The sequence below is a fragment of the Lysinibacillus sp. GJ-1 genome, from assembly GCF_021166035.1.
Lineage (GTDB): Bacteria > Bacillota > Bacilli > Bacillales_A > Planococcaceae > Lysinibacillus > Lysinibacillus sphaericus.
Window position 1 is genome coordinate 750,260 of sequence record NZ_CP088912.1, and the last position, 24,728, is coordinate 774,987.

Annotated in this window: 20 protein-coding genes; 17 read left to right on the forward strand and 3 right to left on the reverse strand. The window is 38.0% G+C overall.

Going from position 1 to position 24,728, the window contains the following annotated elements; all coding sequences use genetic code 11:
- Positions 1-181 precede the first annotated feature (181 nt).
- From LO754_RS03435 to LO754_RS03455, 5 genes are all read left to right on the forward strand, one after another.
- Complete coding sequence (locus LO754_RS03435; RefSeq protein WP_231785617.1) at positions 182-1,459, forward strand: AAA family ATPase; 1,278 nt, start codon at positions 182-184, stop codon at positions 1,457-1,459.
- Positions 1,456-2,031, forward strand: a complete 576-nt coding sequence (locus LO754_RS03440) for an RloB family protein (protein WP_024362564.1) — start codon at positions 1,456-1,458, stop codon at positions 2,029-2,031. The genes LO754_RS03435 and LO754_RS03440 overlap by 4 nt, the downstream gene beginning before the upstream one ends.
- 464 nt (positions 2,032-2,495) lie before the next feature.
- The gene (locus LO754_RS03445; protein ID WP_024362565.1) at positions 2,496-3,266 is read left to right on the forward strand and encodes an ABC transporter ATP-binding protein; all 771 of its coding nucleotides are present in this window, start codon (positions 2,496-2,498) and stop codon (positions 3,264-3,266) included.
- 15 nt (positions 3,267-3,281) lie between these two features.
- Entirely contained in the window at positions 3,282-4,235 is a 954-nt protein-coding gene (locus LO754_RS03450; RefSeq protein WP_231785618.1) for an ABC transporter substrate-binding protein, read from the forward strand.
- Positions 4,236-4,248: 13 nt separating this feature from the next.
- On the forward strand, positions 4,249-5,004 hold the full coding sequence (locus LO754_RS03455) for an ABC transporter permease (RefSeq protein WP_231785619.1): 756 nt from the start codon (positions 4,249-4,251) through the stop codon (positions 5,002-5,004).
- Between the two features lie 38 nt (positions 5,005-5,042).
- On the opposite strand, the gene LO754_RS03460 is transcribed toward LO754_RS03455, so the two are convergent.
- Complete coding sequence (locus tag LO754_RS03460) at positions 5,043-5,483, reverse strand: winged helix-turn-helix transcriptional regulator (RefSeq protein WP_231785620.1); 441 nt, start codon at positions 5,481-5,483, stop codon at positions 5,043-5,045.
- 125 nt (positions 5,484-5,608) lie between these two features.
- Between LO754_RS03460 and LO754_RS03465 the strand changes: the two genes are divergently transcribed.
- From LO754_RS03465 to ssuE, 7 genes are all read left to right on the forward strand, one after another.
- The gene (locus LO754_RS03465; protein WP_025218695.1) at positions 5,609-6,127 is read left to right on the forward strand and encodes a DUF4242 domain-containing protein; all 519 of its coding nucleotides are present in this window, start codon (positions 5,609-5,611) and stop codon (positions 6,125-6,127) included.
- A gap of 18 nt (positions 6,128-6,145) precedes the next feature.
- Positions 6,146-6,883, forward strand: a complete 738-nt coding sequence (locus LO754_RS03470; RefSeq protein ID WP_435892049.1) for an acyl-CoA dehydrogenase family protein — start codon at positions 6,146-6,148, stop codon at positions 6,881-6,883.
- A gap of 33 nt (positions 6,884-6,916) precedes the next feature.
- Positions 6,917-7,204: a hypothetical protein gene (locus tag LO754_RS23660; RefSeq protein WP_435892050.1), complete on the forward strand. Its 288-nt coding sequence runs from the start codon at positions 6,917-6,919 to the stop codon at positions 7,202-7,204.
- 152 nt (positions 7,205-7,356) lie between these two features.
- Positions 7,357-9,423: a catalase gene (locus LO754_RS03475; protein ID WP_231785621.1), complete on the forward strand. Its 2,067-nt coding sequence runs from the start codon at positions 7,357-7,359 to the stop codon at positions 9,421-9,423.
- Positions 9,424-9,599: 176 nt separating this feature from the next.
- Positions 9,600-10,799: a polysaccharide deacetylase family protein gene (locus LO754_RS03480; protein WP_231785622.1), complete on the forward strand. Its 1,200-nt coding sequence runs from the start codon at positions 9,600-9,602 to the stop codon at positions 10,797-10,799.
- Positions 10,800-10,964: 165 nt separating this feature from the next.
- Complete coding sequence (gene lpdA, locus LO754_RS03485; RefSeq protein ID WP_231786278.1) at positions 10,965-12,302, forward strand: dihydrolipoyl dehydrogenase; 1,338 nt, start codon at positions 10,965-10,967, stop codon at positions 12,300-12,302.
- Positions 12,303-12,570: 268 nt separating this feature from the next.
- Positions 12,571-13,104 (forward strand): NADPH-dependent FMN reductase, encoded by a 534-nt coding sequence (gene ssuE / locus LO754_RS03490; RefSeq protein WP_024362277.1) that lies wholly within the window; start codon positions 12,571-12,573, stop codon positions 13,102-13,104.
- Between the two features lie 62 nt (positions 13,105-13,166).
- On the opposite strand, the gene LO754_RS03495 is transcribed toward ssuE, so the two are convergent.
- Positions 13,167-13,331 (reverse strand): hypothetical protein, encoded by a 165-nt coding sequence (locus LO754_RS03495; RefSeq protein WP_162832713.1) that lies wholly within the window; start codon positions 13,329-13,331, stop codon positions 13,167-13,169.
- A 222-nt stretch (positions 13,332-13,553) separates the two neighbouring features.
- Between LO754_RS03495 and LO754_RS03500 the strand changes: the two genes are divergently transcribed.
- Positions 13,554-14,942: an aldehyde dehydrogenase gene (locus LO754_RS03500; RefSeq protein ID WP_024362276.1), complete on the forward strand. Its 1,389-nt coding sequence runs from the start codon at positions 13,554-13,556 to the stop codon at positions 14,940-14,942.
- 42 nt (positions 14,943-14,984) lie between these two features.
- Here LO754_RS03500 and LO754_RS03505 read toward each other — a convergent pair whose 3' ends face one another.
- A complete protein-coding gene (locus LO754_RS03505) occupies positions 14,985-16,562 on the reverse strand; it encodes an ATP-binding protein (protein ID WP_231786279.1) in 1,578 nt (525 codons plus the stop codon).
- A gap of 278 nt (positions 16,563-16,840) precedes the next feature.
- Between LO754_RS03505 and LO754_RS03510 the strand changes: the two genes are divergently transcribed.
- From LO754_RS03510 to LO754_RS03525, 4 genes are all read left to right on the forward strand, one after another.
- Positions 16,841-18,307: a UDP-N-acetylmuramoyl-L-alanyl-D-glutamate--2,6-diaminopimelate ligase gene (locus tag LO754_RS03510; protein ID WP_231785623.1), complete on the forward strand. Its 1,467-nt coding sequence runs from the start codon at positions 16,841-16,843 to the stop codon at positions 18,305-18,307.
- 181 nt (positions 18,308-18,488) lie between these two features.
- Positions 18,489-20,066: a peptide chain release factor 3 gene (locus LO754_RS03515; RefSeq protein WP_231785624.1), complete on the forward strand. Its 1,578-nt coding sequence runs from the start codon at positions 18,489-18,491 to the stop codon at positions 20,064-20,066.
- 358 nt (positions 20,067-20,424) lie between these two features.
- Complete coding sequence (locus tag LO754_RS03520) at positions 20,425-23,478, forward strand: efflux RND transporter permease subunit (RefSeq protein ID WP_024362272.1); 3,054 nt, start codon at positions 20,425-20,427, stop codon at positions 23,476-23,478.
- Positions 23,479-23,498: 20 nt separating this feature from the next.
- Complete coding sequence (locus LO754_RS03525; RefSeq protein WP_231785625.1) at positions 23,499-24,584, forward strand: SDR family oxidoreductase; 1,086 nt, start codon at positions 23,499-23,501, stop codon at positions 24,582-24,584.
- Positions 24,585-24,728 lie beyond the last annotated feature (144 nt).

A 24,728-nucleotide genomic window follows, 5' to 3' on the forward strand; every position in this document is an offset into this window, starting at 1 on the left:
TTGGGTCTGTGTTCGAAATTTCGAGCGCAGGCTTTTTGTTACGTGCCAGTCACTCAAACAAAGACAAACAATTCTGATATTTTCTGGTGCTTGGCTTAAAATTGGGAACAGCCTTTTTATTCTGACTATAGTATAATTATTGTTTAAAGAAATGTGGTGGAATGGGAACGGGGGCTAGAGTATGCTAGTAGATTTTAGAGTGAAAAATTGCTTAAGTTACAAAGACGAGACATTATTTTCAATGGTGGCTGGGAGCCGAATTCGAAAATTAAAGGATACACACACGATGACGATGGATTCATTAAGACTTGTGAAAAGTGCCTTTATATTTGGATCGAATGGCAGTGGCAAATCGAATTTATTTGCTACGCTAAAAATTTTACGCTCATTGTTGTTTAACTTTGAAAATTTGAATAATGTCAAGCAACTGCGATTACCTTACCAGCCATTTAAGCTTGGGGGACAGCATGATAAGCCGACAGAATTCGTGATTTCGTTATTTCTAGAAGGCTCACTTTATGATTATGAGGTGCAATATAACGCCGAGCAAGTTCTTTATGAGCGACTTACAAAAACTACGAAAGCGATAAATGAGGAGCTTTTTGTTAGACAATGGGACGGTACAGAATACGTGTATGAAACTGCACAAAGTACAGCAGTTGAACTGACAAACTATACACGAAATAATACCGCGTTTTTATCAGTGTTAAATGTTTTTAATAACGCAGATGCTAAAAAAATTTTTGATTGGTTTTTACATAAAATTTTGTTTTTAGATGAGGCACAACATCTAGCCAGCCACCCGCTTATTCGCAAACTGGAAGAGGACGATTTTAAGAGAGAAGTCATGAAAATATTGAAAATTGCTGACTTTTCTATTCAAGATGTGACAGCACGCCGTGTTGAACGCAGAGAAAAAAATACAATAGGCTATGATAGCGATACACAAGATATTATTCATGAGGTGGATATCGATTTACATTATTTATCGTTTAATGAAGCTGGAGCGCCGATAGGCACAGAGTCAATCAATTGGACAATGGATTCTAAAGGCACTATTAGATTGCTGCATTTAGCATGTGTCATAGTAGATGCATACAATAAAGGAAAGACGATTTTTATAGATGAATTTGACACAGCTTTTCATGTATCCATTTGTGAATTTTTAATGACCATTATGAACAGTGAGCGCAATACCAATAATCAATTTGTTGTAACAAGCCATGAAATTAATTTACTTGATGAACCATTACGTACGGACCAAATCTGGTTTGTCAATAAAAGCTTTAAAAATGAATCTGAATTATACTCCTTATTTGATTTTGCTGATTTGCAGAAAAAACGAGCGGATATTTCATATGCGAAGCGCTATTTAAAGGGTGAGTTCGGAGCAACACCAGTTATTAATGAATACTTATCAACTCAATATCTACATGAAGTGGAGGTATCTGAGCAGTGAGAGTACGCCAGCAGGGGAATCGGACAGTCCGTAAAACGATTTTAATTTATTGTGAGGGAGAAACGGAGCGTATTTATTTTGAGCAATTACGTATTTTAAAACGCTCTAAAATGGTGAGTGTAAAGATAAAAAACGTTAAGCGTTCTGCCATTAAGTTAGCACAACATGCTTTTCGTGATTCCAGCTATCAATATTTTGATGAAGTATGGGTTGTTTTCGATAAGGATGATTTAACTGAGAAACAGTTAGAGGAAGTCAATGTATTCTGTGAAGAAAAAGATATCCATATTGCTTATACGAATGAAGCATTTGAATTATGGTTATTGTTGCATTTCGAAGTAGTGGATGTTTCAGAAAAATATCCTCGTGCGGTTTTAAATAACAAAATGGAAGAGCATCTTGGAGTAACGCATTATTTCCGTCATAAGGCGGACGAGTCAATTATTGCTCCAATTGCACTTCGACATGAGGTAGCAATTCAAAATTGTTCAAAAATGATGTCATTTCGCAATACAGAAAATCGTGAAAATCCTTATTGCAATATACATGACATGATTCAATACATATTTTAAAAGAGGTTTCCCTTTTGTTATAGAATCGAAGCTATCTTCTATAGGATGATGACGACGAGGCTAAGACATAACTAGAAAATTTAAGAAACAGAGGTAAGGTGCTCGTAAATTTTTCTATGGAGGAGAATTTGTTATTCTTGTATTTGCAAAAAAGAACCATTAGAAGTGAAAACTAGTTGAGGGTAGCGGGGGGAGACGACTCCTAAGACGTCAAACGCAACAAACCGCCCGTAGCGGACATCAACAACATAGCGAAAAAGTGTTAGATTGCAGTCAATCTAACACTTTTTCTTTTGTTTAGCCCCGTTTTTTTATTGAGCTGATAGAGTGAGGTGGCAAATTGTCGGAATTCAAATATTTTTCTTGAAATTAGGTTGAAATTTTAAACTGAGTATAATAAAATAACTTAAAACATATTAAACCTAGTAAAATTATAAAGATTAAAATGGGGTGACAATAGCATTATGACAGCACCGTTAATTTCTATTCAACAGGTAAGTAAAGCATTTGCTGAGCAGACAGTGCTCCATCAAATTTCATTGGATATACAAAAGGGAGAGGTTATAGCCATCTTAGGAAAAAGTGGCTGTGGCAAGAGTACGTTATTGAATTTAGTAGGTGGATTTGAACAGCCAACTACGGGACAAGTATTGCTAGAAAGTCAGGTTGTAACAAAGGCGAGCAAACGCTGTATGATGCTTATGCAAAATTACGGGTTACTCCCTTGGCGCTCGGTACAAAAAAATGTGGAACTCGCATTAGAAGGAGAAGCGTTATCTAAAGTTGAACGACAGCAACGGGCACAGTATTATTTGAAGCTTGTCGGCTTAGAAAATCGACTAACGGCTTTACCGAGTGAATTATCAGGAGGTATGCAACAGCGGGTCGCGATAGCACGTGCACTCGCAATTCGCCCAGAGGTTATTTTAATGGATGAACCATTTGCTGCACTCGATACTTTTACACGCTATTACTTACAGGACGAGCTTCTTGCCATCCAAAAAAAGGAGCAGACAACCATCTTACTGGTAACCCACGATATAGACGAAGCCATTTACTTGGCGGATCGCATTTTTATTATGAGTCCAAATCCTGGTCGCATTCATCGTGAGCTGTATATACGAAGTGCTAAACCACGAGATCGTTCAGATTCAGAATTTCAGTATTTCCGTGAGATTATTTTCAATGAATTCCAGTTTACCCACCCGCAAGATACGATTGAATATAACATTTAAAATGGAGGATAAAAAATGAAGAAGAAATTAGGCATCTTGCTATTCGTGTTCATGCTATTGTTAACGCTTGCGGCATGTGGGACGGATGACAAAAGTACAGCATCGCAAGCAGAGAGCAATAAAAAAGTTGTGAAAATTGGCTATTTACCAATTACCCATGCAGCACCGCTATATATGCAAACAGATAAAACCTACAAAGGATATGCCATTGAGCTCGTTAAATTTGGGTCATGGCCAGAGCTAATGGATGCTTTAAATACCGGTAAAATTGAAGGCGCATCAGTGCTGATTCAGTTAGCAATGAAGGCCAAGGAACAGGGGATTGACTTAAAGGCAGTTGCTTTAGGGCATCGAGATGGCAATGTTATCGTGACAGCACCAACAATCAAAAAAGTCGAGGATTTAAAAGGACAAAGTTTTGCAATTCCTAATAAATACTCTACACATAATATTTTGTTGTACCGCATGTTACAGCAAGCGGGATTAAAGTATGAGGATGTTAATGTGGTAGAACTACCGCCTGCAGAAATGCCAGCTGCGCTTGCAGAAGGTCGTATAGCAGGATATGTAGTAGCAGAGCCATTTGGTGCGATTTCTGTGGCGCTTGAAAAAGGCAAGGTATTATTTCAATCGGAGGAATTATGGCCAAATTCAATCGATTGCGGATTAGTACTTCGCCAAGCATTTATCGAAGAAAATAAAGATATTGCCCAACAATTCGTCAAGGATTATGCCGAGGCTGGAGAGCTGATGAATGAGGGAGGAGACCATGCACATGAGGTAGTGGCTAAATATATTAAAGTTGACAAGGATGTTTTAGATTTATCGTTAAATTGGATTTCGTATCATAACTTGAAAATTGAAGCGGATGCGTATGCCATTTTAAGAGATTCATTAATTGAGATGGGGTTATCCGAAAACCCACCAAGCTATGAGGAATTTGTTGATACAACATTATTGGAAGAATAGTAGGTGCATACGTATGAAAAAAATAGGACCTATTTTACTTGGATTTATATTATTGATAGCAGTTTGGCAGCTCGTCTCGATTATGGGGGGGCATGATGCCGCATTATTTCCTCCACCATTGGCTGTTTTGAATGCACTTCTAGTGACCATCAAAGATGGGTCAATATTCGAACATATCCAAATTAGTTTGTTGCGTTTTTTTAGTGGCTATTTATTAGCTGTTGTGGTGGCTGTTATTATCGGCTTAGTTGTCGGAAGGTTGGGGAGAATTTGGGCTGTGCTAGATCCGATTGTGCAAGTACTACGCCCTGTTTCACCCATTGCTTGGTCACCTTTTATCGTGCTATGGTTCGGCATTGGTAATATGCCCGCCATCGTTATTATTTTTATTGCTGCATTTTTCCCGGTGCTATTATCCACGGTGGCAGCAGTGAAAAAAGTTGATGCAACTTACTTACAGATTGCAGCCAATTTCGAAATGTCCCATTTTAATTTATTGCGAAAAATTGTATTTCCGGCGGCATTTCCTATGATTGCAAATGGTCTGCATATGGCATTAGGAAGTGCGTGGATTTTTTTAGTTGCTGGGGAAATGGTAGGAGCGCAATCCGGGCTAGGTTTTTTAATAGTGGATGCACGAAATTCACTTAGTCTTGATTTAGTAATGGCAGCGATTATTGTGATTGGTGTACTCGGCTTACTACTCGATAAATCGATTCGTTATTTTGAACGTTGGGTTGCGAAAATTTGGGGTGGGCAAAGTGCTTAGATCTCTGTAAAGGGTAGAAAAAGAGCTAGTCCAATGAATCATTGGTTAGCTCCGTTTTGAATAGCACGTATTTGAATAGTGTCAATTCGTTTTCCCGTTGTTTTGGAATAGTACCCAATTTCTACTCGCTCACCTGATTGGGCATCAACAATTTCTTTATAGCAAGGATCCAAATGCTCACTGCCCCATAAAATCATCGCGTTAAAAACGGATTCCAATGCCTTTCCTGATTCCGTTAAAGAATAGGCGTAGCGTGGTGGGTGGGCTGAATAGAGTGTAGAAGCGACAAGACCTGCTTCTTCTAAAGATTTTAAACGAGCGGACAATAAATTTGCAGAAAAGCCTGGCAAATTTAACTTAATGTCATTAAAGTTTGTTTGACCGATCAATAGCTCATGTAAAATGAGCAATGTCCAACGATCACCGATAATGTTTAAAGTTTGTGCAATATTGCATGGTAAATCATAACGTGTTTTCATAGTGTTCCCTCCAAGCAGTAGTGTAGCACAAATTATAATTTTTAGTAAATTCAGTTGTTTTTATTAAGTAAGTATAATAAAATAACTCACATAAAGAAAAAACAAACTATTCGGAGGTATTTACTATGAGTTTATTTTTGGTAGAATCAACAGTAAGTGAAGTATCAAACAAAGAGCAATTTGCAGCACTAGTAGAGCGTGTAGGGCAAGCACAAGAGGTAACGGTAATTGAAGTACAAGTGGCGAAGGATTTTAGCCGTGCATACTTTATCTTGGAAGCGCATGAAGAAGCGCAAGCGACAAGCGCACTAACTGCGCAAAACATTCAAACAGATTTAGTCAAAGAAGTTCGTCTAGTTGGAAAAGAGCTTGATGAGGTTAAAACAAATCAAGAAGTCGTGAACTATTTAGTTGAATGGGAAATACCAGCAGAAATTACAATGGATCAATATTTGGCACGTAAAAAGAAAAATTCAGTGCATTATGAAGAAGTACCAGAAGTACATTTTTCTCGCACATATGTATGCGAAGATATGACGAAATGCTTGTGCTTCTATGATGCACCGGATGAAGCAGCTGTAAAACGTGCCCGTGAGGCAGTGCAAACACCAATCACATCGTTAACTGAATTAGCGGATAAGTAGAGGATAGGAGTGGAAACCATGGCAGTAGATGAAGTAGTCTTACAAGCGTTGATTGAAGAAAAATTAAAACCGTTTGTAAAAAAAATTGATGAAGAAGCTTATTATGCGGAGGATTTTTTAATGGCACTCGGCAAAGCAGGATTTTTTGCTTCAACACAAAAGGACGAGCAAACAGTACTACTAGATGAGCTAACGATTGTACAAGAGACGGCGAAAGTTTGTATGACAACTGCATTTTGCCTATGGTGCCACCTTGCAGCTTTAACTTATTTACGTAAAACGGACAATGAACTATTACGCGCAAAGATTTTACCATTACTTGAACGTGGAGAAGTGCTTGGTGCAACGGGTTTATCGAATCCAATGAAGTATTATGCTGGTCTAGAAAAACTACATTTAACAGCACAACGCATCGATGGAGGCTATGTCGTAAATGGTATTTTACCTGCTGTTTCAAACTTAGGAGCCAATCATTGGTTTGGTGCAATTGCTTATAACGGTGAGCAAGAAGTGATGGTTTTTGTAAATACGGACCATGAGCGTATTACATTAAAGGAAAAAAATCACTTCTTAGGCGTAAATGGTAGTGCTACGTATACATGTAAATTTGATAACGTCTTTGTTGGGGATGACTATGTAGTAGCACAAGAAGCAAGCGCATTCGTGGATAGTATTCGCCCAACATTTGTACTGTATCAAATTCCACTTGGCTTTGGAGTAGTAGCGGCAGCGATTGAAGGCATAGAAAAGGTCTAGGCCAAGCAAAATGGCTGCAATGAATATTTGCAGGTGCAAGCCGATGAACTAAAAGAGAAACTACAACATTTACAAGCATTACTGCAAGCATTAATACAATCGGGCGACGTTACGTTACAAGCGATTTGTCAGATTCGTTTGCAAGGCGTATATCAAACATTAGCAGCAGTTCAAGCTAACATGCTACATAATGGTTCTGCGGGCTATATTGCTGGAAGTACACCATCACGCAAGCTGCGCGAAGCATATTTCTTAGCGAATTTAACGCCAACCGTTAGACAGCTTGAAAAGATGACGCAGATAGCAAAGGTAGCGAAATAGACATGTATCAACCTTGACTAGCATTATAGCTAGCCAAGGTTTTTCTTTGCGCTTAGTGCATTGCACCTATCATCAATTTCGAAGCATGTTTATGTCAGAAAAACATACAGTGAATATAGAGCGTAATTAGTAATAGTAGGAAAGGGGATTGCGTGGATAAGTCCAATTCAAATCAAAATAAGGATTTAACCGAAAATGTGAAGGATCAACAACTAGATGCATTTCGTGTCAATAATGATGGAACGAAGATGACGACTAATCAGGGATTAAAAGTATCCAATGATGAAGACTCGTTAAAAGCCGGTGTGCGTGAGCCGACCATTATGGAGGATTTTCATTTTCGGGAAAAAATGACGCATTTTGACCACGAGCGGATTCCCGAAAGAGTCGTGCATGCGAGAGGCTTTGCAGCGCACGGAGAGTTTGAGCTATATGAGTCGATGAAAGAGTATACAAGAGCAAAATTTTTACAAGAGCCTGGAAAAAAGATACCCGTATTTGTTCGCTTTTCAACAGTAGTAGGGAGTTTAGGCTCAATGGATACTGCGCGTGATGTGCGAGGATTTGCAACGAAATTTTATACTGAGGAAGGCAATTATGATTTAGTCGGCAATAATATTCCTGTGTTTTTTATTCAGGATGCGATTAAGTTTCCTGATTTAATTCATGCCGTAAAACCTGAACCTCATAATGATATGCCTCAAGCAGCATCTGCTCATGATACGTTTTGGGATTTTGTCGCTAATAATCAAGAAATTGCCCATATGATTATGTGGGTTATGTCTGATCGAGCAATTCCTAGAAGTTTTCGGATGATGGAAGGCTTTGGTGTGCATACGTTCCGTTTTGTAAATGATAAAGGTCGGTCAAGATTTGTGAAATTTCATTGGAAACCTGTATTAGGTGTACATTCACTCGTTTGGGACGAAGCACAAATTATTGGTGGTAAAGATTCCGATTTTCAACGACGAGATTTATGGGAATCAATTGAAATTGGAGATTATCCAGAGTTCGAGCTTGGCGTCCAGATGATTGAACCGGAGGAAGAGTTTAGATTCGATTTCGATATTTTGGATGCAACGAAATTATGGCCAGAAGAGCTAGTACCTGTAAAAAGAATTGGCAAAATGACTTTAAACCGCAATGTGGACAATGTTTTTGCGGAAACAGAGCAAGTAGCTTTTCACCCAGGAAATGTAGTACCAGGAATTGATTTTACGAATGACCCACTGCTACAAGGGCGTTTGTTTTCATATATTGATACACAGCTTCTTCGTTTAGGTGGACCGAACTTTGCTGAGATTCCGATTAATAGACCCGTTTGCCCGATTCATAATAATCAACGCAATGGCTTCAGTCGCCAGACGATTAATATGGGCAAGGTTAGTTATCATAAAAATTCGCTCGCAGGCAATACGCCTTCAACCTCTACAGCAAAAGAAGGAGGATTTGTGCATTATGAACAAAAGGTTGAGGGACGAATTACAAGAGCGCGTAGTAAATCCTTCGACGATCATTTCTCACAAGCTCGACTATTTTGGAATAGCATGTCGCCACCTGAAAAACAGCATATCATCGATGCTTTTAGTTTCGAGGTAGGCAAGGTCAAAAGTAAATCGGTGCGGCAGCAAGTTGTGGATATGTTTGTCCATGTTGATAAAGCGATGGCAATAACGATTGCGGATAATGTTGGCGTCAATCGACCAACAGGCGAGCAATCCAAGGTTACGGCATCATCACCCGCTTTGAGTCAGGCAAATACAGTAAAACTGCCTCAAACACTTAAAGTTGGTGTATTGATTGGTGATGGCTTTGATGCCAATGAGGTTGGGGAAGTGCTGAAATATTTAACAAGGCAAGGGGTTCGTTATAGCATAATATCGGATAGACTTGGTGTCGTAACTGCAAATAATGGTGTGCAGTTAATGGCAAGTGAAACGTTTATTACGACAGATGCAGTACTTTTTGACTCCCTGTATGTTGTGGGTGTTCGAGCAGATAATCAAGCAAAGTTTAACACCTATATCGTCAATTATATTAATGAGGCATACCGACATTACAAACCAATTGGAATTGCTGCAACAGGCACGACATTTTTTAATATGTCGAATGCAAACGTTGGACCAGGTATTGTGTTAGCAACTGGAAATGCAGGGTTTGCTAAAAAATTTGTCGATGCTATTGCCCAGCAACGTTTTTGGCAACGTAATATTTATTGAGTTGAAGTCATTTTAGGGAACGCACTACTCGTAACGAGCCACAACAGCATAGCAAAAAAGTGTTAGATTGATTGAAGTCAATCTAACACTTTTTCTCTTTTGTCCTAGTCTCTTTCAGTCTTTCATTATATCGTATATACTTGTATGGACTATATTTTGAGAGAGGGACCAATATTATGAAGTACATAAGGAAAATAATAATATTTTTTGTTGTGCTTGTCTGCTTCTTCATAGCTACATCAGATGAGGCTTTTGCAGCAAAGGCGACAAAATTTTACGAATCTAGTAATGCTAAAGGTGTTACGGTCATTAACTATCATTCGTTTGGGGATTATAAGGAAATAGCAAATATTAATATTACAGAAAAGCTCTTTCGTGAGCAACTGAAGATGCTAAAGGATAACGGCTATACAACAATTACGGAGGATCAGCTTATCGCTTATTTACAAGGCCACGGTCGTATTCCAGAGAAATCTGTATTTTTAACGATAGACGATGGCTATGAAAGCGTTTATAAGATAGCGTATCCTATTTTAAAAGAAATGGGTATGCAAGCAACATTATTTGTGATTGCCAATGACGTAGAAATAGGCTTCAGAAAAAATGTACCAATGGCGAATTGGCAGCAAATTAAGGAAATGTCCGACTCTGGCATTATTCATATCGGCAACCATACATATGACTTACATTGGCGTGGTAAAAATGACACAGCAAAACATGAGGCCATGATACTTAATCAAAAGAAAAATGGAGAGCCCCTTACAAATGACGAGCGTCGACGATACATTCAAGAGGATGTTACAAAGGCGCATCAATTAATCGAAAAATATACAGGGAAAGCACCAAAATCCTTTGCTTACCCATATGGTGTGTATGATCGAATTGCAGAGCAAGCTGTAAAAGAAGCGGGTTATACAATCGATTATTCTACACAAGGTGGTTATAATCTATTTGGTCAAGGAACCGTCCATATTAAACGAATTGACTCTAGCAATCGTGTATCGGCAAATGAATTAAAAAAGATTTTACAAAAATATTTATCACAGGCAGAACAACAATATTATCACCGAGATATTCAAGTAGAGGCAAAAGTTGCAGCAAATAAAGTTATGCTAAAAGCTTGGTTGAAAAGTGATATGAATAAAGGCAAGCTCCATGCTAAAGAAGCGCGTTTTGAGCTTTATAAAATGGTAAATGGAGAACGTCAACTTCAGCGTAACTTTGGCAGTTACAGAGTGGCAGCAAGCACGAATGCACGAGCAATGTCAACAGAAGAAAATATTACAAATTACGAAGCTGGGGGATATTCTGTTAAAACAATTCTTATAAAGCAAGACGGAAGTAAAGAAGTTTTCTGGATTAATTTTAATAAATAGAATCACGGGTAACTCGCCTTGCATCGCGGGTAAAGTACAGTATTTCGCGGGTAAACCGTCTTGAATCGCGGGTATTGCACCATATTTCGCGGGTAATACACGTGTCCTTATATGTCATTGCATTCAAATTTTGTAAATGTTAAGGTGGTAAATGAGGTGAAAAAAGTGAAACAATTTGATATTGCAATTATTGGTGCAGGTCCAGGGGGATACGTTTCAGCCATCCATGCAGCTAAAAGTGGGATGAAAGTAGCTTTAGTAGAGCGTAATAAAGTGGGAGGAGCTTGCTATAATGTTGGCTGTATTCCTTCGAAAATTATGTTAGAACATAGTAAGCTCGTGCAGGAGATACAACGAGGCAATGATTGGGGCATCGAAACGCCAGCTTTGAATGTGAATTTCCCACGCTTAATGCAGCGTAAAAATGCTGTTATCCAAGAGCTTTTAGAAAATATTGAACACTTTATTGTGAGCAATCACATTACATTTTATCGTGGTGAGGCGACGGTTGCTGCCGATTTAACGGTAACGGTTAATCAAGAGACCTTTTTAGCAAAGGACATTATTTTAGCAACTGGTAGTAAGCCATTTGTGCCACCATTTAAAGGGTTAGAAAGCGCAACTTATTATACAACGGATACTTTTTTCGATATAGAAGAACTTCCACAACAGCTAACGATTATCGGTGGTGGTGTTATTGCAGTGGAAATGGCATTTAGCTTGGCACCACTCGGGACGAAAGTAAGAATGTTGAATCATAGTGAAGATATTTTACAGACAGAAGAACCTGATGCTCGACCAATAATTCGAGAAAAGATGAAAAAACTTGGTATTGAACTTATTACCGATTTCCAATTTGAGCATTTTAATGGAAATGAAATTCATACATCTAAAGGCATTTATACATACGAGCACTTATTATTTGCCACGGGGCGTCGCCCAAATACGGAAATTGCCCAGCAGCTTGGACTTAGTTTTGATGGTCGATTAATTGCTGTAAATAAACATTATGAAACGAGTCAACCACATATTTATGCCATAGGTGACTTAGTCGGAGGCTACCAGCTAGCTCATGCTGCTAGTGCAGAGGGTATCTATGTTGTAGACCATATTTTAGGGGAAAAACGCATGTTGATTGACCAAGCACTAATTCCTCGTTGCGTCTATACACAGCCTGAAATTGCGACATTCGGCTTGCTAGAAGATCAAGTTGAACAAGCGTATACAGTGACAAAACTGCCGATTAACACGAACTCAAAAGCGTTGATGGAGGGCAATGAAGAAGGTTTTGTTAAGCTTATTGCAACAAAAGAGGATGGGCATATTTTAGGAGCGTGTGTGGTAGCTGATGGTGCGACTGAAATGCTCAACGCCATTTTAGCGACGAAAAATGCTGGAGGTACAGTAAAAGTATTGGCAGACATGATATTTCCTCATCCAACAGTATCGGAGCATATTGGTGATGCCGCAAAAGCTGTATTTGGCAAAGCGATACATCAATAACAAAATAAAGAGTTGTCACTTGTTAATTGTGGCAACTCTTTATTATTTTCTAAATTCCAATAAAGTTTATTGACTTTATAAAATATTATGTTAAATTAAATTTATAAGATTACTTGGTATTGAATTATGCTGACTAGATATCTAGAGGCTTCTATTTACACAACAATTTTCCTGTTGACTGTAAATAGAAGCCTCTTTGTTTTAGTGCAATGTCCATTGCGGAGCTTTGATTTAATTGATTACAAACACGATAAAGGGAGTGTCCTATATGACAAATGTAGTGATTATAAATGGTAGTAATACAAGGAATTCACGTGTAACGGCCATTCAAGAAAAGGTTGAACGTTTTTTTACCGCGCACAGTGTAGCACTACACACAAATTATGTACATGAGCTGCCTGCGGATGCGTTAATAACAGCAAACTATGCAAACGATGACATTATAGCAGAAAATAAAAAGGTTGAGGAGGCAGATATTGTAGTCATTTTAACACCGATTTATAAAGCATCTTATACAGGCATCTTAAAAACCTATTTAGATTTATTGCCACAAAAAGCATTGGTTGGGAAAACAGTTTTACCAATAGCAGTGGGAGGCTCTATTGGCCATTTACTAGCGTTAGAATATGCTCTTAAACCTATCTTGGCAGTATTAGGTGCTATAAATATTGCCCATTCCGTATATATTGTCGACAAACAAATTATTCGTCTAGAGAATGGGAACTTTGCCATTGAAGATGATGCAAATAATCGACTAGAAGCTGAACTTAATAAATTACAAAACATTGTTGCGATTAATTAACAATAAAAACGTGTTAGATTGATTGCCATCAATCTAACACGTTTTGCTATGCCGTTGTGTTATTAATTTATTTCCGGTTCTTCCAATAACGAGTCTTTATCCGCCGGTGTTGTAGAAAGATATAAGAAAGCCTCATCTTGTAATAACAATAATTTCTCTTCACATATACCGTGCGATAATGCTCCTGAAAAAATGGATTCCCACCAAGTTCCTGTTGTCGTTGTCATTTATCTACGCCCCCGTTTCGATGTTTAATATGTAATTGTATATTTCCCGAGATTCTCAAAATAAAACATGGCATCCTTAGTTACTATTTCTGTTTTTTTACAGCACCACCTATTTCAGAAAGAGGATTTTTGACCTTAAATGTTGTATCGTATAGTCAAAGATAGTTTGTTTCAAAAAAGACAGAACTATGTATCGCATTTTAAAAAAAGGGGTGTTTTTTTATGAATTTTACGCCACAAGATGTTGAAAATATGATTACAGAGCAGCGCCAATTTTATTTTTCTCGCGCTACAAAAGATGTAAAGTTTCGCAAACAACAATTATTGAAACTAAAAAAATCTATTTTAAAGTATGAAAAAGAAATTTTGAATGCGTTGTATTTAGACTTAAGAAAAAGCGAGTTTGAGGCATATGCAACAGAAATAGGTATTGTCCTTGAAAGTATTTCTTATATGGTGAAAAATCTGGAAGAATGGATGAAGCCTGAAACAGTTAAAACACCGATTCAACTTCAAATGGGAAAAAGTTTTATTGTTCGAGAGCCGTATGGCGTCACATTAATTATCGGGCCTTTTAATTACCCATTTCAGCTAGTTATAGAGCCGCTCATTGGCGCAATTATTGGCGGCAATACGGCTATTGTAAAACCATCGGAAACGTCTGTGCATACCGCCAATATTGTAAAGAAAATAATTGAAGAAACATTCGAGCCTTCCTATATTCGTGTTGTAGAAGGAGAGAAAGACGAAGTGAATGCACTGATTCACGCTTCATTTGACTATATATTCTTTACTGGCAGTGTAGCTGTCGGTAAAGTAGTGGCAAAAGCCGCAGCTGAACGATTAACGCCGATTGCGCTTGAACTTGGGGGCAAAAGCCCAGCAATTGTTGACCAAACGGCTAATTTGGAAGTGGCTGCTAAACGTATAGCATGGGGGAAATTCACAAATACTGGTCAAACCTGTGTAGCGCCAGACTATTTACTTGTCCATAAAGACGTTTATGACCGATTTATGAAGTTGTTCAAGGATACGATTCGTTCTTTCTATGGAAAAAATGCACTCAAAAGCCCTGATTACGGTCGCATTGTGAATTTAAGACAATTTGATCGACTTCAACAAATTTTAGTAGAGGAACGAGACACAATTACATATGGTGGTCGAACAGACCGTGATGACTTATATATTGAGCCAACCATTATTGAATATGTAAAGTGGTCAAGTCCCTCAATGCAAGATGAGCTTTTTGGACCGATTTTACCTGTTATGGTATATGATGATTTGCGTCTTGCTATTCATCAAATTCGTCAACTTCCTAAGCCTTTAGCGGCATATTTTTTCTCGGAACATGAAAAAGCGATTCAATACTTTTTAGAAGAATTGCCATTTGGAGGAGGCTGTATAAATGATACGGTAACTCATGTAGGAAATCAGCATTTGCCATTTGGAGGGGTTGGTCCTTCGGGGGTGAATGCATATCATGGCAAGGCAAGTTTTGAAAATTTTACACATCCAAAATCAATATTAAAAAAATCATCAAAGCTCGAAACGAATGTTCTATTTCCGCCATATAAACAAAAGGTTAAGCTTATTCGTACGATCATGAAGTAAAAAAGTAGGAGGTGTCTATCGACTTTAGACACCTCCTACTTTTTAGTTTTCTGCTTGTGGCAGTTTTATTTTAATCGTTGTTCCACAGTTAATTTTACTTTCAATTGCAATGGTTCCACCATGTTCTTGAATAATCTTGTTTGTAATGAGCATACCAAGCCCAGTCCCTGTGGATTTGGTAGTATAAAAGGGCTCATATACACGTTTAATCAATGCCTCTGACATCCCAACTCCATTATCTGTAATCGTCACCATATTCAATCCTTCAGCATCTTTGGCAATGTAAATAATAATTTCTCCATTTGCTGTATGTGCCTCAATCGCTTCAATGGCATTTTTAATAATATTGATGAATACTTGTTTCAGCTGATTTTCATTAGCCAGTATTCGATTATTATCACTGACGATATGCATTGAAAAAGTGATGTTATGTTTTTGAAATTCAAGGTGAAACAATTGGCTAATGTTATTGATGACTTCATCAATTGATACAACTTTTAATTGTTCGACATGAGGTTTTGACAACACTAAAAATTCACCAATAATTAAGTTAATCCGCTCGATTTCAGATTGAATGATTTCCGTATACGCGTAACAAGTGGAGTCTTTTTCCGTACTCATCATTTGCACAAAACCAGAGATAACGACCATTGGATTGCGGATTTCATGTGCCACGCCAGCAGCAATCTCACCTGCCAGTTTTAGCTTTTCGGATTGTAGTAAAAGTTGTTCATTGACCTTTTTATAAGATATATCACGTGAAATAGCAGAGACCGCAATCATTTTGTTTGTACGATCATAAATAGGTGAAAGTGAAATTTCTACATCAAAAACCGTACCATCTTTTCGCATATCCTGTGTTTCTATCAGCTTAAAGCTTTTTCCTTCTAATAAACTTGCATAGCGTTGTTCCGCCTCTAAAACATTTTCTGGAGGAACGAGTGGGATGGTTTTGCCAACACATTCGGCTCTTGTCCAACCGTATACTTCTTCAAAGGCAGGGTTTACATCGATTATACGATTATCTAAACTAAAAACCGCGATGCAATCATTTGCATGCTGAAAAAATAAATGCAAATAGGCTTCTTGAGACAGCAACTCTTGTTTTTTTTGAGAGTTTATTTCATTGAGTCGATACCAAAAGTGTTGTAAATGTCGCGATTGAATCCAGCCGATAATTGTAAGTAACACTATAACGAAAACAAAGGTTTCAATATACTGAAAATGCCCAATGGAATCAGTAGAAATACGGTGATAAAAAGATAGTGCAATAATTTCCAGTAAAGAAATAATACTAATAAGGGTATTTAGTTTTATCGATTGATAAATCGTCATTAATAATATAAAGAAAATAAAGGAAATAAAATTAGGTAAGGAAAAGCTAATGATATTAGGATATAGAATAGCCATATTCCCTGATATAATGATTACCCACTGCATTGCTACTGGTTTAATGTTAAAAACTTTTCCGGCTAATAACGGTAAAAGCAAAAGGAGCATTATACCAATTAGTACCTCGAGGCTACTATAAATATTTAGCATAATGAGCACGCCATAGGCAAAAATCGCTGTCACATAAAATAGCAAGACAATTTCATTACGCATACGTAATAATTCCATTTGTTGCAAATTTAGCACCTCAATTTTTAGGATATTCTCATAATACATGATTCATTGTTGTCGATAAATGCCGATTTTTGATAAGATAGGGAAAATTCAGCTTGATTTTATGAATGATAGCGTTTTCATTTAAAAAACGTTACAGGAGGCATTTCATTTCTAGGCGAATAAGTAGTAAAATAAATTCATTAGATTAGTGGGGGTATTCATATTGTTATTTTTTGTCGAAAAAACAAGAAATAATGAATGAGTGTTGAGATTGATTGGAGGACTATGAAATGTATGCAGAGGAATTGTTAAGTGCATTACCTTTGAAAAAAATAATTGGCGTGTTACCAGACCAAGTGACGGATATTGTGATTGATTCTCGAAGTGTGCAGCCGAACAGCATGTTTGTTTGTATTAAAGGTTACACAGTAGATGGCCATAATTATGCACAAAAAGCTGTTGAGGGTGGTGCAACAATTGTTGTTACGGAACGTGAACTACCATTAGCAGACGCAATTGCACAAGTTATTGTGAAGGATACAGATCGTGCAGTCGGTTTGTTGGCTGCTAAGTTTTTTGACTATCCTTCAAAGGATATGACAATGATTGGTGTAACAGGGACAAATGGTAAAACATCTGTAACAGGTATTATTCAAAATATTATGCACGGCATGGGCGAGAAATCTGCACTATCAGGTACTATAGGCTTTAATTTAAATGGTATTTTATATGAATCTGCAAATACTACGAGCGATGCATTATCGACACAACAAATGATTTTTCGTGCGAAAATGGAAGGCTGTCGTTTAATGACAATGGAGGTATCATCACATGGATTAGCACTGGGCCGTTTGGCAGGTGTCGATTATGATGTTGCTATTTTTACAAATCTTACACATGATCATCTTGATTTCCATGGTACGATGGAGGAATATGGGAATGCAAAAGGCTTATTATTCTCTCAACTTGGACAAGATTTAGAAAAAAATAAATTCGTGGTGCTCAATGCTGATGATGCTTGGTCAGAACGCTATGCTGCAATGACGCCATTCCCAGTATGGACATACGGATTAAACAATGAGACAGCAGATTTTCGTGCCGTGAACTGTGAATATCATGATTACATGACTTCATTTGATGTCATTATGCCTGAAGGGATATTCCCTGTTAAAATGAATTTATTAGGTGAGTTCAATATTTACAATGTTCTTGCTGCGATGGTTGCTTTTTATGGCAGAGGCTATTCAATGGATACGATTATTGAACAAATAGAGCAACTACCGCCAGTTAAAGGACGTATGGAAAAAGTATGCTCTGATTTACCTGTACAAATTTTTGTCGATTATGCACACACACCGGATGCGATTGAAAAGGCTATTGCAGCAGCTACACCTTATAAAAAAGGTAAGCTTATTTTCTTAGTTGGTACAGGTGGTAATCGCGATAAATCAAAACGCCCTGCAATGGCTGAAAAGGCATCAGCAGCAGATTATGTGATTTTAACGACAGATGATCCACGTTATGAGGATTACGATAGTATAACAGGTGATCTTGCAAAAGGAATGTTGCATAAAAATTATGCATGTATCGGAGACAGAGCAGAAGCAGTGCGACATGCAATAGAAGTAGCTGAACCTGGGGATATGATTATTTTTGCTGGTAAAGGCCATGAAGATTATCAAATTATCGAAAATACGAAATATCCACATAGTGATGCTGAAATTGCGATTAAGGCTGGACAATTGAAATTTGTATAAATTTACAATGGAACTTAGCTCAGTGCGACAACATTATGCTAATTTTTTATACGACTCATTTATGGAAAACCTTTTAGCTGTGACTAAAAGGTTTTCTTTTTGGGGAATTCATGTAAAAAGGTTGTACGAAAGGCAAGACTTCTTTTATTATTAGTAGGTATGAAAAAAGGAGAATGAAGAGATGACTTCAAATTTAGAAAAAGATATATTAGCACGACGTACGTTCGCCATTATCAGTCACCCGGATGCTGGGAAAACGACGATAACGGAAAAGCTTTTACTTTTTGGCGGAGCAATTCGTGACGCTGGTACGGTAAAAGGTAAGAAAACAGGGAAATTTGCCACATCAGACTGGATGGAAATCGAAAAGCAACGTGGGATCTCGGTAACATCTTCTGTTATGCAGTTTGACTATAGTGGTTCCCGCATCAATATTTTGGACACACCAGGGCACCAAGATTTCTCAGAAGATACGTATCGTACATTAATGGCAGTAGATAGTGCTGTCATGGTTGTAGATGCCGCTAAAGGTATTGAGGCGCAGACGTTAAAACTATTTAAAGTTTGTAAAATGCGTGGCATTCCTATATTTACATTTATTAATAAACTGGACCGTCAAGGGAAAGAGCCATTAGAGCTAATTGAAGAGCTTGAAGAGGTACTTGGTATTCATGCGTACCCTATGAACTGGCCAATTGGTATGGGGAAAGAGTTCCTTGGTATTTATGACCGTTATAACAAACGTATTGAGCAATTCCGTACAGAAGAGCAGGAGCGTTTCTTACCAATCGATGAAAATGGCGAATTAGCAATTGACCATCCGATGAAAGTAACGTCTTATTACTCACAAGCGATGGATGACATTATGCTTCTTAATGAAGCAGGAAATGCTTATTCAGAGGAAAAAATCCGTCGTGGCGAACTAACACCCGTGTTCTTTGGTTCGGCTTTAACAAACTTTGGGGTGCAGACATTCCTTGAAACTTATTTACAATTTGCTCCAACTCCTCAACCTCGTATTACAGAAGATGAGCAGTATATTGATCCAGTGGAGCATCCAGAGTTTTCAGGCTTTATTTTTAAAATTCAAGCGAATATGAATCCTGCACACCGTGACCGTATTGCCTTTGTACGTATCGTATCGGGTAAATTTGAGCGTGGTATGAATATGACATTATCTCGTACAGGTAAATCTTTTAAAGTGACACAGTCTACACAGTTTCTTGCTGACGACCGTGAAACAGTGGATGTAGCGGTAGCTGGAGATATTATTGGTTTATATGATACAGGGACATATCAAATTGGTGATACAGTCGTCGGCGGTAAGAAAACATTCCAATTTGAAAAATTGCCGCAGTTCACGCCTGAGTTGTTTGTTCGTGTGACAGCGAAAAACGTCATGAAATCTAAGCAATTCCATAAAGGGATATTGCAATTAGTGCAAGAAGGAGCCATTCAATATTACAAAACACTTCATACAGAAGAAGTGATTCTAGGTGCAGTTGGTCAATTACAATTTGAAGTATTTGAACACCGCATGAAAAATGAATACAATGTTGAAGTGAGAATGGAGCCAATTGGTTCGAAAATGGCACGTTGGATTGAAAATGAAGAAGATGTTAAAGAGTCAATGTCTTCAAGTCGTTCAATGCTTGTAAAAGACCGCTTTGACAATCTTGTTTTCCTATTCGAAAATGAGTTTGCAATGCGCTGGTTCGCAGATAAAAACGAAAACATCAAATTATATAGCCTGCTATAAAAAGAAACACGAATCGACAGATGATCGATTCGTGTTTTTTTACAAGGAAAATAAGAGATTGGTGTAGAATATATACAATATAAAGAAATAATAGGTGCTGCCTTGACATTGGTTGTGGCGAAATAACTAATTCAATGGAGCGAAAGGTGGCGACTCCTGCGAGAAAAGCAAGCAAACCGAGACCCTGGACTGAGCGCAGCGAAGGAAGCGGCTCGGTGCTTGCCCGCGGAAAGCGCCACCTGTAGCGCAATGTTGCAATGACAAAAATGAAATTGTTTCAATATAATGTAAAACTTTATAAAAAAACTCCCTTTTCGGCTATCATAGGAAAGAAGAGAAAGAAAAGGAGTATAAACACATGAACATTAGCAACTTTTCAATTAAAAGACCTGTTTTTACGCTTGTTACAATGCTACTCGTTATTATTTTAGGTGGCGTATCGTTGTTAAAAATCCCGATCACGTTAATTCCTGAATTAAATCCCCCTATTGGTGTCGTGGTGACGTCATATCCTGGGGCGAGTTCAACGGAAGTAAATGAAAAGGTAACAAAACCTTTAGAGGCGGCATTGGCCACCTTGCCAGGCATAAAAAAACTACAATCTACTTCGCAGGAAGGTTCAAATTTAATTGTGCTAGAGTTTAATTGGACGACGAATATTGAGGATGTTCAATTGGATATTTTGCAACGTATAGATATGACACCTTTACCAAACGATGCACAAAAGCCAAATTTTTTGAAATTTGACCCGTCACAGTTTCCAATTATTCAACTTTCCTTACGCGCAGAAAATGACCAAGTGGATGTACGAGTATTAGCAGAATCACTGGAAAAAGAGCTTCGTCGTACAGAAGGGGTTGCGAGTGTCAATGTTTCTGGCAAATTGGTAGAAGAAGTACAAGTAACATTGGATGAATCAAAACTAATAGCAAAGGGCTTAACCCAAGCAGATATTATCCAAATAATTCAATCGAATAATGTCTCACTTCCTGGAGAGCCAGTTTTAACTGCAGATGACAAAATGTTGACGACTAGGATTATTAGTACGTTAACTACACCACAAGATATTGCAGATTTAATCGTATCCGTCAATCCAATAGATGGTCAAACATTAACGGTGGGAGATGTAGCGACGGTCGAGCGCACAGAGCAAAAAGCAATAACAGAAACGCGTGCTAATAATCATCCGGCTGTGTTAATGTCCGTTTTGCAAGAATCTGGTGCTAATACTGCTGAAGTATCTAAAGCCTTTCAACAAGCTTTAAATGATTTACTAGCGAAGGAGCAATACAAAGGTGTAACAGCAGACATACTAGTCGATCAAGGCAATTATGTAGATTTAGCAATAAGTAATATCGGTTCTTCATTACTGCTAGGTGGCTTATTCGCTATGCTTGTGTTATTTGTCTTTTTACGTGGTGTGAAAAGCCCAATTATTATTGGGATTGCCATTCCGTACTCGGTCATTGTCACATTTGTGCTAATGTATTTTGCTGATTTTACACTCAACATCATGACCTTAGGTGCATTAGCATTAGGTATTGGGATGCTTGTCGACAATGCCATCGTTGTAATAGAGAATATTGAACGGCATTTAGGGCTTGGCAAGGAACCAATCGAAGCAGCAAAACAAGGAACAAAGGAAGTAGCACTAGCTATAACAGCATCTACATTAACAACGATTGCTGTGTTTATTCCAGTCATGTTTATTGAAGGCTTAATTGGGCAAATATTTACGGAATTTGCACTTACCATTTCCTTTAGTTTAATTGCCTCATTGTCAGTGGCATTAACCGTTGTACCTATGCTGGCAAGTCGTTTGTTAAAAATGAAAGATCATAATATCAATGAAATTCGCAAGACATCTTCGTTTTATAAGCGCTACAATGCGTCTATAGTTTGGGTATTGCAGCATCGCTTGTTGGTCATTTTATCGGCAATCGTGCTCTTTGGCTTATCGCTCTTTGGATTATCGAAAATAGGGACAGAATTTCTACCTGCAACAGATGAAGGTTTTGCTTCTATTAGTGTAAATCTTGACCAAGGGGCTGCTATAACAAAAACAGAAAAGGTAGTCGCAGCCATTGAAAGTCGTTTAAAAGAAGAACAAGATGTCGATGTTTATGTTAGCCTAATCGGGGGTACTCAACAGTCTCAATCTCGTGGACAAACAAGTGCAAATCAAGCAGAAATTTATGTCAAGCTAGTACCACTTGCAGATCGCAAGCGCTCCATTTTTGAGTTTGTAGAAGAAGTGGAAAGGGAACTAAATAATGAGTTAGGGGAGCAAGCAGAAATTACATTTAATGTTTCTACATCATCTGGTTCAGCTCCAAATACATTGACATTCCGACTAACAGATTCAAATGAACAACGTTTATATGCATCAGTTGAGAAAGTACAGCACGAACTAAGTCGTATAGATGCAGTCACAAATGTTTTGACTGATTTAGACGAAACGATACAAGAGATTCAGATAGAGGTGGATCGCGAAAAAGCGAAGGATTATGGTTTTGTACCGGCTCAAATAGCCCAAACGGTCAATCAAATGACAAAAGGGCAGTTGACGACGCAGATGATTGATGATGGTGGAACGGTGTTATCGGTGTATACCGGTTTTGGACAGGCGTTTAACGAAAGTATGGACGCTTTAAAGGCAATGAAGCTACGTTCACCAGCAGGACTATTTGTTAAGCTTGATGAAATTGCTAACGTATCTATACAAGAAGGACCAGTATCCATTAGACGTTCCGATCAAGCTGCAGCAGTTGCATTTTTCGTTGATTATAAAGCCAAGGAGTCATTAGGGGGCATTTCTAAAAAGGTCGATCACGCACTTGAAAAAGCGAATTTGCCTGCTGAAACGCAAGTTGTGTTTAGTGGGGATCGAGAGTTATATGATAGTGCAATTGATGACATGCTTTTAGCAGTTGCTCTCGCCATAGTGCTAGTCTACATTGTGATGGCGGCGCAGTTTGAGTCGTTTAAATATCCTTTCGTTATTATGTTTACGGTACCACTTATGATTATAGGTGTTGCGATGGCAATGTTTGCGACGAAAACACTGCTAGGTGTGACATCTGTTATCGGCATTTTAGTACTTGTGGGCATTGTTGTGAATAATGGTATTGTGCTTGTCGATTATATTAATCAGCAAAAGCAGCAGGGCATGCAGGCGTATGATGCCATTTTACTTGCTACACAAGACCGACTTCGCCCGATTTTAATGACAGCATTAACAACGATATTAGGATTGCTACCACTAGCGCTTGGTATTGGCGAAGGTACTGAGATGAATCAGCCGATGGGTATCGCTGTAATAGGTGGCCTGATTACATCAACTTTGCTGACATTATATATTGTGCCAGCTGTGTATAGCTTAATGGATAAAGAAACTAGAAAATTGCCTTAGATACGGGGAGGAAATGGGAGATGGGTGTTCATTTTTTTACGGGGTTTCCAGGGTTTATTTCAAGTCAATTAATTCGAGAATTATTTCAAGAAAATAAAACACAAAAGGTTATCGCCATTGTTTTAGCGGGGCAATATCCAAAAGCGATGATTGAAAAAAGCAAGATTGAAGTAGACTATCCTCAATGTGAAATACAGATTGTTGAGGGAGACATCACTCTACCCAATTTAGGATTAGCCAATCAATTAATACAGGAAATCGTGCCTCAAATTGAAGTGTTTTGGCATCTAGCAGCGATTTATGATTTAGCCGTTCCACGAGATATTGCTTGGAAGGTCAATGTACATGGAACTGCGATGGTCAATGATTTTGTTCGAACATTGCCCCATCTTAAGCGTTATATGTATTTTAGTACTGCGTATGTTGCTGGAACACGAGAAGGCGTATTACGCGAAAATGAATTGATTCGCCCGAAGGCATTTAAAAACTACTATGAGGAAACGAAATATGAAGCAGAGCATCGTGTGGAAGATTTAAAGTCAGAGGTACCTATCACGATTATCCGACCAGGGATTGTGCGAGGGCATTCCGTGACAGGGGAAACAATTAAATTTGATGAGCCCTATTTCTTTTTGAATATGGTTGATAAATTAAAATGGTTGCCGATTATACCTTATATAGGAATGTCTAGCTCAGCTATTAATGTTGTGCCCGTCGATTATATTATCAATGCCTCCACTTTTTTAGTGGATGAGAAAAGTGCTGAAGGGAAAACATTACATTTAACAGACCCAAATCCTCATCCTGTACAAGAGGTATACCGTACAATGGTGAAATTATTGACAAATCATTATCCAAAAGGACGTTTTCCTTTAGCACTAGCCAAAAAATCGTTACAAGTGCCGTTTATTCGCAAAAAGTTAGGGGTCGAGCAAGAAACTTTAGATTACTTAACATGGCATGCAACCTTTGATACAACAGAAGCAATTGCTATATTACAAAAAGGGAATATAGCATGCCCTGATTTTATACAAACGATGCCAAAGATGGTGGATTTTTATCTAAGACATAAAGAAGATGAAAACTATCATATTCAAATTAAATAATAATGGATTTCTTTGTCAGTATTAAATGATAGTGATATAATAAATGAACAAAAGAAATGTCCTTAGACATTTTGTTAAAGGGGAGTAGCTAGCAGATGCGAGCGATGCATCTGGTTTCACATTCGTCATGACGTGGCATAATGC